This window comes from Polaribacter butkevichii, assembly GCF_038024105.1.
GTDB lineage: Bacteria > Bacteroidota > Bacteroidia > Flavobacteriales > Flavobacteriaceae > Polaribacter > Polaribacter butkevichii.
Map to the genome: position 1 here is coordinate 794,060 of NZ_CP150661.1, position 16,048 is coordinate 810,107.

Here is a 16,048-nt window from a genome sequence, read left to right on the forward strand (position 1 = left end):
CTTTTATTTCTTAACAATTATTTAATAATTATTACTTATTCAGCAACAACTTCAAAAATAATATCAGCAACTACTGCTCTGTGTAATCTTACAGTAGCTTCGTATTTACCTAATCTTTTTACAGAACCACCAACAACTTTAATAAATTTCTTGTCTAATTCTGTTCCTGCTTTAGCTAAAGCTGCAGCTAAATCTATGTTGTTTACAGAACCAAATAATTTGTCTCCTGAACCAACTTTAGATGTAATTTTAATTTCATATCCTTTAACTGTTTCAGCAATTACGTTAGCGTCTTCAATTAATTTAGCTTCTTTGTAAGCACGTTGTTTTAAATTCTCTGCTAAAACTTTCTTTGCAGATGAAGTAGCTAAAACTGCTTGTCTTGTAGGGATTAAAAAGTTTCTACCATATCCGTTTTTCACTTCTACGATATCGTCTTTAAATCCTAAATTCTCTACGTCTTGTCTTAATATCAATTCCATGTTCTACCTCTTTATTATTTTAACATATCTCCAACGTAAGGCATTAACGCTAAATGACGCGCTCTTTTAATTGCTTGCGCAACTTTACGTTGATATTTTAATGATGTTCCTGTTAAACGTCTTGGTAAAATTTTACCTTGCTCGTTTACTAAATACATTAAGAAGTCTGCATCTTTAAAGTCGATATACTTGATATCTTTCTTTTTAAATCTACAGTATTTAGCTTCTTTTTTAGTGTCTATATCTAATGGCGTTAAATATCTAACGTCAGCAGATTTACCGCCTTTTGCTTGTTGTTCTATTGATGCCATTTCTTATTTTTTTGTAGATTTAACACGTTCAGTTCTAATTTTTGCCCAAGCAGCTGCATGTTTGTCTAATTTAACAGTTAGGTAACGCATAACGCTATCATCTCTTCTAAATTCTAACTCATAAGCAGAGATTTCTTCTCCAGCAATTTTAAACTCAAATAAGTGATAAAAACCACTTTTTTTCTTTTGGATTGGGTACGCTAATTTCTTTAAGCCCCAATTCTCTTTTGAGATCATTTCAGCTCCTTTGGAAACTAAATAATCTTCGAATTTTTGTACTGTCTCCTTTATCTGAGTATCAGATAAAACGGGATTCAAAATGAAAACAGTTTCGTAATGATTCATAAATTAAATATTTATTGTTTATTTTTAAGGCTGCAAATATAATAACTTTTTTATAATTAGAGTTATATATAGCAGTTATTCTTACTTTATAAAATAAAAAGGAATCTATTTTATAGTAAAAGATACAAATACTTCTATTTTTTTCTACTTACCACTGTATTGGCCGTAATACATCAACCTTAATAGCTATGGTTAAAAATAGCATCTGTAATTTAAGTGAAATAATTAAATCTCCAGGTTGCAACACAAAAACAACACTGGAGACTTATCAAAAATATTTTAAAAAAAATAAATTAAACTTCAAAAGCTTCTAATTGAAAAGCTTCGCTAATTTCTTTATACACAATTTTTCCTTTTATAATATTTAGTCCTTTTTCTAAAGACGCATCAGTAGCACAAGCTTCTTCCCAACCTTTGTTGGCTAAATTTATAATATAAGGTAATGTTACATTTGTTAAAGCAATGGTAGATGTGTAAGGTACAGCTCCTGGCATATTTGCCACACAATAATGTACTACATCATCTATAATAAATGTAGGATCCTCGTGTGTAGTTGCTTTTGTTGTTTCAAAACAACCTCCTTGGTCTACTGCTACATCTACAATAACAGTTCCTGGACGCATGTCTTTAAGCATGTCTTTGGTTATTAATTTTGGAGCCTTTCCTCCTTTTACTAAAACCCCTCCAATAATTAAATCGTGTGTTTTAATTAACTGTCTAATGCTATACTCACTAGAAAAAGCTGTTGTAACATGATTTGGTAATACATCATTTACATAACGTAAACGTTTCATATTAATATCCATAATAGTTACATGAGCGCCTAAACCTGCTGCCATTTTAGCTGCTTGTACTCCAACAACTCCTGCTCCTAAAATTAATACCTTACCTGGGGCAACACCGGGTACACCTCCTAATAAAATACCACGTCCTTTAATTGGCTTTTCTAAATATTTAGCTCCTTGCTGAATTGCCATTCTACCTGCAACTTCAGACATAGGTGTTAATAATGGTAAAGTTCCGTCGCTATCTTCTACCGTTTCGTAAGCAATACAAATAGATTTACTTTCTATCATTGCCTTTGTTAAAGGCTCGCAAGATGCAAAATGAAAATACGTAAAAATAATTTGATTTTCCTTTATTAAAGGGTATTCTAAAGCAATAGGTTCTTTTACTTTTACAATCATTTCACTCTGACTGTAAACCTCTTCTATGGTAGGTAAAATAGTAGCTCCTACCTTAATATAATCTGCGTCAAAAAAACCACTTCCTTCACCTGCTGTAGATTGTACAAAAACAGTATGATTTTTTTTCGTCAACTCAAAAACACCTGCAGGTGTCATACCAACTCTACTTTCGTTGTTCTTAATTTCTTTAGGAATTCCAACTTTCATTATTGCTTAATTTAGATATTTTAAGCAAGTAAATTTACAGTCTTTTTGTTTATAATTTAACAAAATATTCGAAATTTGTTATTTTTACTAATGCCCTATTTTTTTTTGATTTAAAATGATTTTATACAAATTTCTATTTACTTTAATTGTCATATATTCAATAAAACTCACAAAAAACCAATTCTAATAATACATTCTTTAACGTTTTAGTTTAAATCTAAACGAATTCCCATAGAAATGTTTCTTGTTTCGGTGTTTTTAAACAACGGATTCAAATCGTATTTTACATAAAGGCTGGTAGATTTATACCCTACATAAGCACTTAACCCATAATTAATGGTATTCATATTAAAATTATCTTTTTGAACCAATTTTTGATCCACCCCGCTTGCATCCTTATATTCTAAATACTGTCTTGTACCTAATTTAAACCCAACAAAACCACCAACTCCTAATCGAACAGAATTATGTGTTCTATCTCTTTTAACTCCGTCTTTATAAATTTTATTTTTAGAAAGATCCCACTCAACATGCATCGGAAAATTCATTTGTACATGACGTAATCTACTTTCAGATAATTTATCATCAAAAACTTGTATTTCCGTTAAATCTCCATTTTTTACATGTACACTATTATTATCTAAACGTAAGTTATTCCAAAGGAAAGAAACACCATATTTAAAGTACAATTGAGAAGGTTCTTTAGAAAAACGGGTTTTCCAGGTCCATCCTAATTCATAAAAATGAGATTGCCAAAACTTGTATTCAGTATCATTTAAAGAAGAAAACTCATGATCTTTCAATACATTATTTACCCCCATTGCAAAAACAAACTGAGATGTTGTTCTTCTTTGTAATCTTCTATTTCTTTTCTCTTTGCTTTCATCATCATCGTCATCATCGTCATCGCTTTTATTTATATTTAATCGAAAAGTACTATTGCCAACAGTAAATGTATTTTCATCATCATTATCATGTAATTCGTTAGAGCTTGCTATTTTTCCATTTGTTTTATCTTGCACCAACAATTGTAACAGACGCTCTTGCTCTCCCACCAATTTTTCAATTCTTCTGGCATGATACGAAGCAACTTCGCTTTTTAAAGTATTTGCAGTTAATTTTGTAATTTCTCCATTTTCTAATCTTTTATCTATAGCAATCACTTTTACCTTTAAAGAATCTTTCTGATTTTCTGTAATTCGTTCTATTCTTTTAGAAATTTTATTCACTTCCTTTTCAAATGTTTTTACTTGAGATACGGCAATAGTTGTGCTAAACAACACTAATATTAGTAGTATTCTTTTCATCTTATATGTTTTTAAAATTTATTATTTTCTTCTTTACAAGGAATTTTCGACGAAGCAATCTGTTTATTAATTAAGAGATTGCTTCGTTCCTCGCAATGACATTTTTGTAGTAATAACGTTTACTAATCATTTCTACTTGCAATAGCAGTTGCAATATCTGTTACTCTTTTCTTTAAAGATTTTAAGAAGTTATTCTGAAAATCTTCTTCTCCGATTGAGCGTTCTACTTCGGCCAAAATAGCATTCGGATTCACTTTAAGGTTCCCTTTTTTAAGTTCTCCTTTAATGGTTCTTAAAACATCTTCCCTCGTAATATCATACTTTGCGTAGTATTCTTTTACCTCTGCAGACGAATGTGTTACCGCGAATAACAAATCATCACTATTAATTTTTATGCTACTATTTGGGTCTTGTTTTAAGAATTCTTTTTTAATTGTTTTCTCCTTCGTCGGATGATTTTCTGATTTCTCCTCTACTTTAGCTATTACAATGTCATTACGAGGAGTTTTCGACGAAGTAATCTTATCAATAGAAACAGATTGCTTCACTTTGCTTGCAATAACTCTGCTATTAGACTTTACAATTTGCTTCTCTTCAATTTCATCCACTTTAACAATTGCTTTTTCAGTAGGAATCTCATTGATAAATTGATCTATTTTAGTATCAATAGAAATCGTATCAATTGGGTTTTCAACAATAATTTCTGATGGTTTTACAACTTCATTTTTATTTAAAAACAGAAAACCGACACTAATTAGCAATAAAATACTTGCTGCTACACCTATATAAAAAAACCAACCTTTTTTCTTTTGTTTTGGTTGTTCATCTAATTGTGATGACAAACGCTCCCAAGCCGAAGCAGATGGATTGATCGTTCTGTGCTGTAACTTATCTTTTATACTATTATCTAACTTATTTGTTTTCATGAACTCTTTTATTCATTTTGTAATAATTTTCTTGCAATAATTTACGTGCTTTAAATAATTGCGATTTAGATGTACTTTCAGAAACGCCTAATTTCTCTGCAATTTCTGAATGTTTATACCCTTCTATGGCGAATAAATTAAACACCATTTTGTAACCTTCTGGCAATTGATCTATCAATTTCTGAATATCTTCTACCGATGTGTTTTCTAAACTTTCTGTAGCTGCGTCGTTAAAAACAAATTCTTCGTCAGATAGATCGATTAAATTCTTTTTACGGAGGTAAGAAATACAAGTGTTTACCATAATTCTGCGAATCCAACCTTCAAAACTACCTTCGTGTTTAAATTTATCTAAGTTGGTAAAAACTTTTAGAAACCCTTGTAACATTAAATCTTCTGCGTGATGCAAATCTTTTACATATTGCCTACAAACACCCAACATTTTAGGCGAAAATTGCTCGAACAATTGTTGTTGCGCTTCTCTATTGTTGTCAATCGCTTTTTTAATTAACGATTTTTCTTTGTTATGTAATGATATAATTTTCAAGCCTCTCGTTTCGTTTTTTAACTGCCTTACAAATATATAGACTACAGATGTTTTAAAAAGGTTGCCTTGGATAAAAAAGTTTTTTGTTTTTTTTCTGAATTCTTATAAGCGACTGGTTTTTAGCTTTATCTTTATTGAAAAAAAGCATGATAGTTAACCTTTCTAATGTGATTGAATCTATTGATTTAACTAAAATTGAAAATGGTGTTTTCCCTAACTTATATAAAGTTGATGAGAAAATAGTAAGTGATTTTACAAAATTGTTTCGTCAACAAGGTTGGATGATTGGGTTTAATTGGAGTTCTTGGGATGAAGGAAGAAGCATCCTAAGAAATAAAGAATTTGATTATTCTACAATAGATCTTGAAACAAAACGCAAGCTTTTAACAGCTATTTTTAGAAATGATAGATTTTGCAATGGAGCTTTAGAAAGTTCTTTGAATTCTGGAGTAATTATTAATATATTAAAGAGTATCTAATGTTGCTTAGAACGCAATAAACTTAAAGCAATCTTACTACTTAAACATTTGTTTTTAAGCACAAAAAAAAGGAACTCAAATTGAGTTCCTTTTTTTTAATACTATTAATAATTTTTAATTATTGTCTTTTTCTTCATCCTCTTTAGAGGTTTTATTCCAAATTTTAATTTCATCATCTTTGGTAACTCCTTCTAAAATCTCCACATTTACACCGTCTGAAGTACCTAATTTAACATCTTTCTTATCAAATTTTCCTTCGGCATTTTTAATTTCTACAAATGGTAATTCTGTTTTTCTATCAAATTGCAATAAAGATTCTTTAATAGATAAAACACTGTCTTTTCTTTCTAAAACAATTTCTGCATTTGCGCTATACCCCGCTCTAATAAAATGCTCATCATCTAAAGAAACATCTGCTTTTATTTTAAATTGAACTGCTCCTGCTTCTTCTGTTCCTTTTGGTGCAATAAAGTTTAAAACTGCTGGGAATTTCTTGTTTTCTATAGCACCTAAAGAGATTTCTATTTCTGTACCTTTTACTAATTTACCAACTTCAGACTCATCAACTTTACCTTCAAAAATCATTTTAGTCATATCTGCAATGGTAGCAATTGTTGTACCTGCACTAAAACCATTTGTTTCTACAACTTGATACCCTTTTTTAACAGGGATTTCTACTACCATACCAGAAGTTGTTGCTCTAATATTTGTATTTGCCCCAGAAGAACCTGCAGATCCTTTTTTAATTATTTGATAATCATTTTGTGCATTACGCAAATCGTTTTTTGCTTGATTGTACGAAAGCTCTAGTGTTTCAAATTCTTGACGAGAAATGACTCCTTTCTCAAATAATTTCTTATTTCTGTCGTATTGTATTTTTGTGTTATTTAATTGAATTTGAACAGAATTAATACGTCCTTTTGCACTTGTTAAAGATTGCTCGTTTGGCACAACTCTTACTGTTGCTAGTAAATCTCCTGCCTTAACAATTGCACCTTCTTCAACTACAATTTTATCTATAATACCTGCTATTTGTGGTTTTATTTCTACTTCTTCTAACGGAGTAACTTTACCTGTAGCCACACTTTTTTTAACAATAGTTGCTTTAAAAGGCTTTTCTGTTTTGTACTCTATTGGTGATGCACTGTTCTTTTTACCAAACCAAATTAATACCGCTATTAGTGCGACAGCTATTCCTCCAAAAATGATTACTTTTTTCATTTATATTCTATTTATTCTTGTTAGTTGATTTTTTATTCTTCTCTTAATGCGTCTATTGGTTTTACTACAGTTGCCATATAAGCAGGTATAAAGCCAATTAACGTTCCTAAAACTACTAAAACTCCATACGCAATTAAAACAATAGGTATGTTAACGGTTGGGTTTACTAATAACTCAAAATAATCTATAACCATTAAAATGAGTCCTCCAGCAATGATTCCTAAAGAACCTGCTAATAATGTTAAAAACAATGATTCTAATATAATTTGTTGTCTTACTTTATTAGGTGTTGCTCCTAACGCTCTTCTTATTCCTATTTCTTTTGTACGTTCTTTTACTGTAATCAATAAAATATTACCAATAGCAAAAACCCCTGCTATTAAAGTTGCAATACCCACAAACCAAGTTAAAAACTGCATTCCTGTTAAAAATCCGGTTACTTTAGAGATTTCTTTTCCTAAATTAAAACCTCTAAAAGCTCTGTTGTCTTCTGGATGAATTTTATGTAAATTCTTTAATAATAGTTTTACATCTGCCTCTACCTGAACAATGTCGAATTCTTTTTTACCAGTAACCACCATCCATTCGAATTTGTCTCCTTTATTATACACTATTTTAAAAGTACTAAAAGGAATATGAACGTTATTTTTACCTTCAAATCTACCAGCAGTATACACACCAACTACTTTATAATTGATGCCACTTACTTTTAAATAAGTATCTATAGCTTCTTCATTTTTATCATACAACTCCTTATAAACACCTTCACTTATTACACATATTTTTTTGTTCTCATCAATATCACTTTGGTTGATGAACCTGCCTTCTATTAAGTTCTTTTTTTGAACTCTGTCTATTAGAGGAAAATCTCCAAAAACGGTAAAATTACCAGTTTTTAATCCATGTATTACTTGTCCGCCAGTTGCATTTCTTGGCACTACAAACTGAATACCATCTACTTCTGTTCTAATTTTATCTACATCTCCCAATGTTAAATTAATTTGTCTTCCTTCTTGAAAACCTTTAAAAGGCATAGAAGTTCTACTTCCAGACATAAAAACACTGTTGGTAGCAAAATCGCCAAACATGCTATTAAAACTATTTTCAATTCCTTTAGCTGCACCCAATAAACCTACCAATAAAAGGATTCCCCAAAATGCACCAAAAATGGTAATTGCAGTTCTGGTTTTATTCTTACGAATACTACCATAAATTTCTTGCCAAGTATCTTTTTCGAATAAAAATATCATAGTTAATCTGCGTTTAATGCTTCAACGGGTTTAATTCTTGCTGCTTTTTTGGCAGGTAAATATCCTGCAATTAAACCGGCACAAACAAGTGTTAAGGTTGCTCCTATAACTACGGGCTGAGAAACACTAGGGTTTAAAATAAAATACTTTTCTAAACTAGGACCTGCAAGTTTTAAAATTCCAACTCCAATTAACAATCCAACATAACCAGAAATTGCAGTTATAAATACAGCTTCTTGCATAATCATACCAACAATCATTTTTGGTGTAGCACCAACTGCTTTTCTTATTCCTAATTCTTTTGTTCTTTCTTTTACAATGTACACCATAATGTTGCTAATACCAACAACACCAGCTATTAAAGTACCAAAACCAATTACAAGAATTAAAATACTTAAACCAAACATCATCCCAGAAACTTCTTTGTTATTTGTAGCATAATTGTCTAACCCAATTCCTCTTTGATCATTAGGAGAAACATTGTGTTTTTTCTTTAATTCTCTATGCATTTCACTACTAAAAGCAATTGCTTCATCGATACTTAAATTTGGATTATACGTAATACCAAAATCATCTATATGGTCATTATTACCATATAATTTTTGCATGGTTGTAAAAGGTGTGTAAATATATCTTTCATCACTATCTCCTCCTGGATCAGAGAAAACACCAATTACCTGATACATAATGCCTCCAATATTTAGTTGTTTACCATACGCACTTATTTGACCAAATAAATCCTTTTCAACCATTCTACCAATTACTACAACTTTTGCTTTTTCATGAATATCTCTATAGTTTAAAAATCGTCCTTCGGTAACTTCTGCAGATTCTAAAACATAATATTCTGGATATACTCCTCTTACCGAGTAATTGTCTTTTTCATCCTTATAAACAACATTTTCAGATCTCTGAATTCTCGGACTTATGGTTTGAATTTTATCTCCAAAAGTTTCTTTAATGTAGGTAAAATCTTCATTTTTAAATTGAACCTTTCTTCCTATTTGATTTCCTTTATATGCTTTTGTAGTATTGTTTGTCCAGATATAAATTGAGTTCATGGCGTCTTTAGCAAACTCATTTTTAAAAGTATTTTGCAATCCATTACCAATACCAAAAAGTAGTGTAAAAAGTAAAATAGCAAACGCAACCGTAAAACCAGATAACGCAGAACGCAACTTATTTTTACTGATACTTTGAAATATTTCTCTCCAACGATCTAAATCAAACATAATTAAACAGCTTTTGTATTATTAGTATATTCATCACTAATAATTAGACCATCTTTTAAACGCACAATTCTTTTTGTTTGTTCTGCAACTTCTTCTTCATGGGTAATTACAAAAACCGTCATTCCTTCATTATTAATATCTTTTAATAAATCCATAACAGAATCTGTTGTTGTAGAATCTAATGCCCCTGTTGGCTCATCTGCCAAAACAACTTTTGGTTTTGTAACCAAAGCTCTTGCAATAGCCACACGTTGTTTCTGTCCTCCAGAAAGCTCATTTGGTAAATGATTTGCCCAATCTTTTAACCCTACTTTATCTAAGTAATCTAAAGCTAACTTTAATCTATCTTTTCTATTGATACCTTTATAATACAAAGGCAGCGCCACATTTTCTAAAGCCGTTTTGTAGGAAATAAGATTGAATGATTGAAAAATAAATCCTAAAAATTTATTTCTTAGAATGGCCGCTTTTTTTTCATTTAAGTTCTTTATTAATTGACCATTTAAATAATAATCACCTTCATCATGCTCGTCTAATAAACCAACAATATTTAATAATGTAGATTTACCAGAACCAGAAGACCCCATAATAGAAACAAATTCGCCTTCTTTTATATGTAAATCTATACCTTTTAAAACGTGTAGAGAATCTTTACCAATTGGGTAAGATTTGTGTAGTTTTTCTATTCTAATCATTGGTTGGTTAATTTTAAACTAAAGTATCGAAAGCTATTGATTGCCTTTATTAATTTTTTGTTAAAACAAAGACCCAATTTATTTGATTACAAACATAAGACGAGCAATTAAATTAATTGTTACAATAAAATATATTTTTTTTTAAAGCTACTTTATTTTTAAAAAAAATAAGCCTATTAAAATTTAAAGTTCTTAAAAAATTCTGTATAAACCATCGTAAAATTCTTTTTAATTAGAGAGAAAGTTAAAGTATCTTTGTTTTACTTAAATTTAGAAGTACCTAAATGATTGATTTACCAAAAAACAAAAAAATTATTTTATTTGACGGAGTTTGTAACCTTTGCAACGATGCTGTTTTAAAAGTGATAAAATACGATACAAAAAACGTCTTTTTATTTACAGCTTTACAGTCTGAAAATGGAAAAAAAATAATTAAACAATTAGGTATTGATATTTCTAAAATAGATTCTATAATTTTATACGAACCTGGTGTTTCTTATGATATAAAATCTACGGCTGCTTTAAAAATTATGAATGCTTTTGGCGGAATTTGGACTTTAAGTCAGATTTTTATAGTGTTACCAGAAGGTTTTAGAAACTACGTCTATGATTATATTGCCAAAAACAGATACAAATGGTTTGGCAAAAAAGAAAGTTGCATGATACCAACACCTGAATTAAAAGCGAAATTTTTAGATTAAAATACATCTATTACTCAAATTAAAAATCAAACTAAAAACATATAATGATAAAAAGGGATTTACCAAAAGAAATAAAATGTGTTATTTTTGACATGGATGGTGTAATTATAGATTCTGAAGAAATCCATAAAAAAGCCTATTACGAAACCTTTACTTCTATTGGTGTTTCTGTTTCTGATGATTTATACAAAACCTTAACTGGTTCTTCTACCATTAATGCATTTCAGAGATTGGTGGCACATTTTAACTTAGACTTAGATCCAGAAGAATTGGTTTTAGATAAAAGAAAACGATATGTAAACTTCTTTGAAAATGACCCAACTTTACATTTGGTAAAAGGTGTAGAAGAATTGATAAAACATTGCTACAACAAAGGTTTAACCTTAGTTTTAGCTTCTTCATCTGCCATGGTTAATATCGACAGAGTTTTTAATCGATTTAATTTAAATCAATATTTTACAGCTAAAATTAGTGGTGCAGATTTAACAGAATCTAAACCTCATCCAGAAATTTTTGAAAAAGCAGCTGTTTTAGGTGCTACCCCAAAAGAAAACTGTGTAGTAATTGAAGATTCTGATAACGGAGTAAAAGCTGCCAATGATGCTGGTATTTTTGTTTTTGGTTTTAAAAACCCAATGGCAGAAGATCAGACTTTAAAAAATGCTAATTTTATTGTCAATAATTTTAAACGATTGCATAAAATTATTTAATGTACTTTAAATTTTTAATTCAAAAAAAAAGTTCAGTTAAACTGAACTTTTTTTTGTTAAACAACAATACATTAAAATTTTACTACTCTAGTCTTTGGTTAAGCAATTATTTCATCGTTTTTTCCACCAAGGTTTTTTAACCTCAACTTCTCCGTAACCATAACCATAGCCATAGCCCCTTTCTACATCAACATCATTTAATAAAACAGCAAGATTAGGAAATCGTTTTTCCTTGTATAATTTTGCCGGAATTTCTAACAATCTTTTGTCTGAATAATTTGCTCTAATGGTATAAATAAATAAATCTGCATTTTTACCCAATAACATTGTATCTGTTACTAATTTTACAGGAGCAGTATCTACAATTACAAAATCGTAATGTTCTTTTCCGTATGCTAAAACATCTTCAAAACGTCCGTTACTTAATAATTCTGATGGATTTGGAGGTATAACTCCAGAGTGTAAAACATCAATATTAAGAGCTTCTACATGCTCAATAACATCAGAAACCTTTAAAGAGCTGTCTGTTAAATAATGCGTAAGACCTTTACCTAATTTTATATTTAAATATTCTTCAAAACGAGGTTTTCTAATATCTGCACCTATTAACAATACTTTTTTATTTGAAAGGACTAATACAGATGCTAAATTTAAAGCAATAAATGTTTTTCCTTCATTCGTAACGGTAGAAGACACAAAAATGGTTTTTCCGCGTCCTCTTACGCCTGCTAACATAAAATCTAAATTTGTACGAATCATTCTAAAAGATTCGGCAATACCACTTCTGTCATCTTTATGTACTACAACTTTTTCTGTATCTTTAGTATTAGGTATTTCACCTAAAAGAGGAGCTTTAACAATAGCTTCTACCTCTTTACTATTATGTACTTTATTATCAAATAAAAACATCAAATAAATTACTGCAATTGGTATAGCGAGTCCTAATGCCAGTGCCATCATATAAATAACTTTACGTTTAGGACTTATAGGAACATCACTACCTCTTGCGGTATCAATAACTTTAGCATTAGGAACTGTAACAGCTAATGAAATGGCATTTTCTTCTCTTTTTTGTAATAAATACAAATACAAACTTTCTATAATTTGTTGTTGTCTCTGAATATCTCTAAACTCTCTTTCTTGTTTTGGCACAGACACCATTCTAGAGTTTACCTTACTTTCTGCCTCTTTAGCATCATTTAACGAAATTGTTAAAGATGATTTTAAATTTACAAGTCCTTGTGAAATACTTGCTCTTAATTGTGCTATTTGAGAATTTAAGTTTACAATTATTGGGTTAATATCACTAGAACCTTTTAATATTCTATTTCGCTCTAAAATTAACGCATTATATTGTACCGTATTAGCATCTACACTACCATCATTTAAACCTAAATTAGGAGGAATTAAATTGTCTTTATTTTCGGTTATATATGCCATTACATAATCCGTTAATCTTATTTGTGTATTTAGCCCTATAATTTTTTTTCTTAACTCTTCATTACTTTTTAAAACCAACATAGACTCTGTAGGAATACCTGTTAATCTATTGTTAGATTTAAAATCTTCTACCCCTTTATCTACGGCAGATAAATCTTTTTCAATAACTGCTAAACGTTCATTAATAAAAGTACTTGTATTATTACCAATTAAGTTTTTATCGGCAACGGCGTCTCTATTATATTGCTGTACTAATTCATTTAAAATAGCTGTTGCTTTTTCTTTATTTTGAGTAATTAAACTAAGTTCTAATAAACTAGATTTTTCAAATATTAAACCTACTTGAAGAGCACCTCTTAAACCATCTACAACATTTTTTAGTGGTGAAATTACAACCCTTACTACTTCATTTATATGAATATTTTTGGTGTTAGTAGGCGTTACTGTTATGTCTCCAAATTTTGTACTTACATTTTCTCCAAACACATGTTTTTGTGCACTTCCATCATCTAAAACAATTTCAAACTGTGAAGCAGAAAGTGAACGAATGGTAAAGGAAGTATTTAAAGAATACATTTTTTCTTTAGAAAAAAAAGCTATTTTAAAAGGTACTTCGGTATTGTAAATTTCTGTATTACGAACTCTATCTTCTTTATAAAAATTAATATGTACTCCTAGTTCTTTTACAACACGCTCCATTAGCGTATACGATTTTAAAATACCTATTTCATTTTCTATTGATTTTTTACCGCCACCTATTAAACCTAAATCTTTAAAAGCAGAAAGCTCACTAGATAAACCGCCAATACTTTCATCACCAATTAAAATAGAAGTAGCTACTCTATATTTATTAGGTATGTAATAAGAATATGCATACGCCATTGCGAGTGCAAGTACTATAGTTACTACAAACCATTTCCAATGAAATAAATATTTTTCTAATTGTTCTCGTATATTTATAGGTTCTTCTTCCTGAAATATATAATTTAAAGATGTCTCTTTTTGCATAATTTAAAACCTATTTATCTTGTTAAAATGGCAATAATGGATACTAATGTTGTAATTGAAGCAAAAATAATACTGGTATTTGCACCAATAACGGAGGAGTTTATTTTAGTTTTATTAGGCTCTACATAAATAAGATCATTTTGAGATAAGTAATAATAAGGTGAATTAAACAATTCTTTATTAGTAATATCTATGGGGATAAAAAAACGCTGTCCATTTTTCTCTCTAATCAATGTTATATTTAATCTATTTCCATTAATTGTTAAATCTCCCGCTAATCCTAAAGCCTCTACAATGGTAATTCGCTGATTTGATACATTGTATGTACCTGGCTTATTTACCTCTCCCAATACTGTTACTTTAAAATTAGTTGTACTAATATTTACAATAGGATTGGTAATGTATTGTGATAATTTATTAGACAACAAAGTGCTTAGAGCATCGGTAGTTATCCCTGTAACTTTTAAAAGACCCAAAACAGGAAACTTAATTTCTCCGTTAGAATTTACCAAATAAGCCAAAGGTTTGGAACCTACTGCTGAATTTCCTGAAACAGGAGTTTCGTACAAATTAAATGGTAAAACGGCTTCTGCATTTGTAGCAGATACAGTTATACTTAACAAATCGTCTTTTTGAATAGTAGGTTCATACTGTTGCAGTATATTATTTATTTCAATTCCATTTGTATTTCCAAAATACACTACCTTATTTTTAGAAACACAAGAGGTTGCAAGTATTAAAAGCAAGGTAAACGTTAAATATATGTACTTCATTTTTTATTGTTTTTATTTAATTGTTGATAAAAGTTATTTATTTTTTTCTTGTAAACACAGTTTTATTGTGTTTCCCTTTTTATTTTTTATTGAGAGATATACTTCTGTTTTCTTAATCTACTTTACTACTTTTAAACGTGCTGCATTAATGCTTCTTTTTAATTTATAGAAAAGCAGTAAAAACAATCCGAAAGCAATAAAAAACACTGCTAACATTTTAAAACTATTTAAGAAGGTTCCTAATATTATAATTAAGATTACAAACATGTAGTTTATAAAACCTAATAACATAGTTGCTTTAAAGTGAGACATACCAAAATCTATTAAAACATGATGCGAATGATTTCTGTCTGGGTAAAAAGGGCTTTTATTATGTAATAACCGCACTCCTATAACTCTTAACATATCAAACAAAGGAATGCATAGAATAGCCATTAAAATAAAGAATCCGTTTTCTGGCTTAAAAGTAAAATGGCTATATAAACTAACGTCTATCGCCATAAACCTTAAAGACAAAAAAGCAATACAAAAACCAATTAATAGAGAGCCTGTATCTCCCATAAAAATTTTATTCTTTGTTGAAAAATTAAAAAATAAGTATGCGAATAGCATGCCTATAAAACTTAAACAAACTAAATAATAGAAGAATAAGTTAATGCTATAAAAAATTAAGGCAAATACACTAAAAATTATAATAGCAATAATAGAAGCCAAACCATCTATACCATCAATTAAATTATAAGCATTTATAATAGTTAATACCAATATTGTGCTAGCTATGTACACAAACCATAATGGTATTTCAAAAATGCCTAAAAAACCATTTAAATTACTACTTTCTAAAGCATTATGAAAAAACAGAAACAATACTGCTAATGCCTCCATAAAAAGCTTTGCTTTTGGAGAAGATACCACCAAATCATCTTTAACTCCTACCATAAAGATCAGTGTAGCACTAGCTATTAAATTTAATCCAATATGTTCTGTGTCGTAATATTGAATAAAAAACAATGTCATAATTAAAGTAATAAAAAAGGCTACACCTGCCATAGTAGGTGTTGCTCCTTTATGAGAACTCCGCTCATTTGGTTTTTCATTTAAATTACGGGTTATAATTACCCAACTTATTTTAGGTATTACGTAGTACACTAATAAAAGCGAATTAATAACAGCTAGTATGCTTACTACCGTTAAATTAGACAAGACTTGTTGTAGCATTTTTAGTTG

17 protein-coding genes are annotated in these 16,048 nt (G+C 29.5%); 3 read left to right on the forward strand and 14 right to left on the reverse strand.

Features of this window, described 5'->3' with window-relative positions; translation table 11 throughout:
• Positions 1-35: 35 nt before the first annotated feature.
• From rplI to WG951_RS03040, 7 genes are all read right to left on the reverse strand, one after another.
• On the reverse strand, positions 36-482 hold the full coding sequence (rplI, locus tag WG951_RS03010; protein WP_105048728.1) for a 50S ribosomal protein L9: 447 nt from the start codon (positions 480-482) through the stop codon (positions 36-38).
• A 14-nt stretch (positions 483-496) separates the two neighbouring features.
• Complete coding sequence (rpsR, locus tag WG951_RS03015) at positions 497-793, reverse strand: 30S ribosomal protein S18 (protein ID WP_068452452.1); 297 nt, start codon at positions 791-793, stop codon at positions 497-499.
• 3 nt (positions 794-796) lie between these two features.
• Positions 797-1,138 (reverse strand): 30S ribosomal protein S6, encoded by a 342-nt coding sequence (gene rpsF / locus WG951_RS03020; protein ID WP_105048729.1) that lies wholly within the window; start codon positions 1,136-1,138, stop codon positions 797-799.
• Between the two features lie 293 nt (positions 1,139-1,431).
• Positions 1,432-2,532, reverse strand: coding sequence for an alanine dehydrogenase (gene ald, locus WG951_RS03025; RefSeq protein WP_105048730.1), 1,101 nt, complete (start codon positions 2,530-2,532; stop codon positions 1,432-1,434).
• 206 nt (positions 2,533-2,738) lie between these two features.
• Positions 2,739-3,839 carry a hypothetical protein gene (locus WG951_RS03030; protein ID WP_105048731.1) on the reverse strand — a complete coding sequence of 367 codons (1,101 nt, stop codon included), beginning with the start codon at positions 3,837-3,839 and terminating at the stop codon, positions 2,739-2,741.
• Between the two features lie 122 nt (positions 3,840-3,961).
• Complete coding sequence (locus WG951_RS03035; protein WP_105048732.1) at positions 3,962-4,765, reverse strand: hypothetical protein; 804 nt, start codon at positions 4,763-4,765, stop codon at positions 3,962-3,964.
• Positions 4,752-5,312: an RNA polymerase sigma factor gene (locus WG951_RS03040; protein WP_105048733.1), complete on the reverse strand. Its 561-nt coding sequence runs from the start codon at positions 5,310-5,312 to the stop codon at positions 4,752-4,754. The genes WG951_RS03035 and WG951_RS03040 overlap by 14 nt, the downstream gene beginning before the upstream one ends.
• Positions 5,313-5,458: 146 nt before the next feature.
• Between WG951_RS03040 and WG951_RS03045 the strand changes: the two genes are divergently transcribed.
• Positions 5,459-5,791, forward strand: a complete 333-nt coding sequence (locus WG951_RS03045) for a DUF6508 domain-containing protein (RefSeq protein ID WP_105048734.1) — start codon at positions 5,459-5,461, stop codon at positions 5,789-5,791.
• Between the two features lie 114 nt (positions 5,792-5,905).
• Here the strand turns inward: WG951_RS03045 and WG951_RS03050 are convergent, their stop codons facing one another.
• The 4 genes from WG951_RS03050 to WG951_RS03065 are packed head-to-tail and all read right to left on the reverse strand — an operon-like array spanning position 5,906 to position 10,189.
• Positions 5,906-7,012 (reverse strand): efflux RND transporter periplasmic adaptor subunit, encoded by a 1,107-nt coding sequence (locus WG951_RS03050; protein ID WP_105048735.1) that lies wholly within the window; start codon positions 7,010-7,012, stop codon positions 5,906-5,908.
• 32 nt (positions 7,013-7,044) lie between these two features.
• Positions 7,045-8,262, reverse strand: a complete 1,218-nt coding sequence (locus tag WG951_RS03055; protein ID WP_105048736.1) for an ABC transporter permease — start codon at positions 8,260-8,262, stop codon at positions 7,045-7,047.
• A 2-nt stretch (positions 8,263-8,264) separates the two neighbouring features.
• Entirely contained in the window at positions 8,265-9,494 is a 1,230-nt protein-coding gene (locus WG951_RS03060) for an ABC transporter permease (RefSeq protein ID WP_105048737.1), read from the reverse strand.
• Between the two features lie 2 nt (positions 9,495-9,496).
• Positions 9,497-10,189 carry an ABC transporter ATP-binding protein gene (locus WG951_RS03065; protein WP_105048738.1) on the reverse strand — a complete coding sequence of 231 codons (693 nt, stop codon included), beginning with the start codon at positions 10,187-10,189 and terminating at the stop codon, positions 9,497-9,499.
• 284 nt (positions 10,190-10,473) lie between these two features.
• Between WG951_RS03065 and WG951_RS03070 the strand changes: the two genes are divergently transcribed.
• Both WG951_RS03070 and WG951_RS03075 read left to right on the forward strand, forming a co-directional pair.
• Complete coding sequence (locus tag WG951_RS03070) at positions 10,474-10,890, forward strand: thiol-disulfide oxidoreductase DCC family protein (RefSeq protein ID WP_105048739.1); 417 nt, start codon at positions 10,474-10,476, stop codon at positions 10,888-10,890.
• Positions 10,891-10,934: 44 nt separating this feature from the next.
• A complete protein-coding gene (locus tag WG951_RS03075) occupies positions 10,935-11,600 on the forward strand; it encodes an HAD family hydrolase (protein WP_105048740.1) in 666 nt (221 codons plus the stop codon).
• Between the two features lie 111 nt (positions 11,601-11,711).
• On the opposite strand, the gene WG951_RS03080 is transcribed toward WG951_RS03075, so the two are convergent.
• The 3 genes from WG951_RS03080 to WG951_RS03090 form a co-directional block, all read right to left on the reverse strand.
• Entirely contained in the window at positions 11,712-14,048 is a 2,337-nt protein-coding gene (locus WG951_RS03080; protein ID WP_105048741.1) for a GumC family protein, read from the reverse strand.
• Positions 14,049-14,062: 14 nt separating this feature from the next.
• A complete protein-coding gene (locus WG951_RS03085; protein WP_105048742.1) occupies positions 14,063-14,821 on the reverse strand; it encodes a polysaccharide biosynthesis/export family protein in 759 nt (252 codons plus the stop codon).
• Positions 14,822-14,938: 117 nt separating this feature from the next.
• Positions 14,939-16,039: an MraY family glycosyltransferase gene (locus WG951_RS03090; protein WP_105048743.1), complete on the reverse strand. Its 1,101-nt coding sequence runs from the start codon at positions 16,037-16,039 to the stop codon at positions 14,939-14,941.
• Positions 16,040-16,048: the final 9 nt, after the last annotated feature.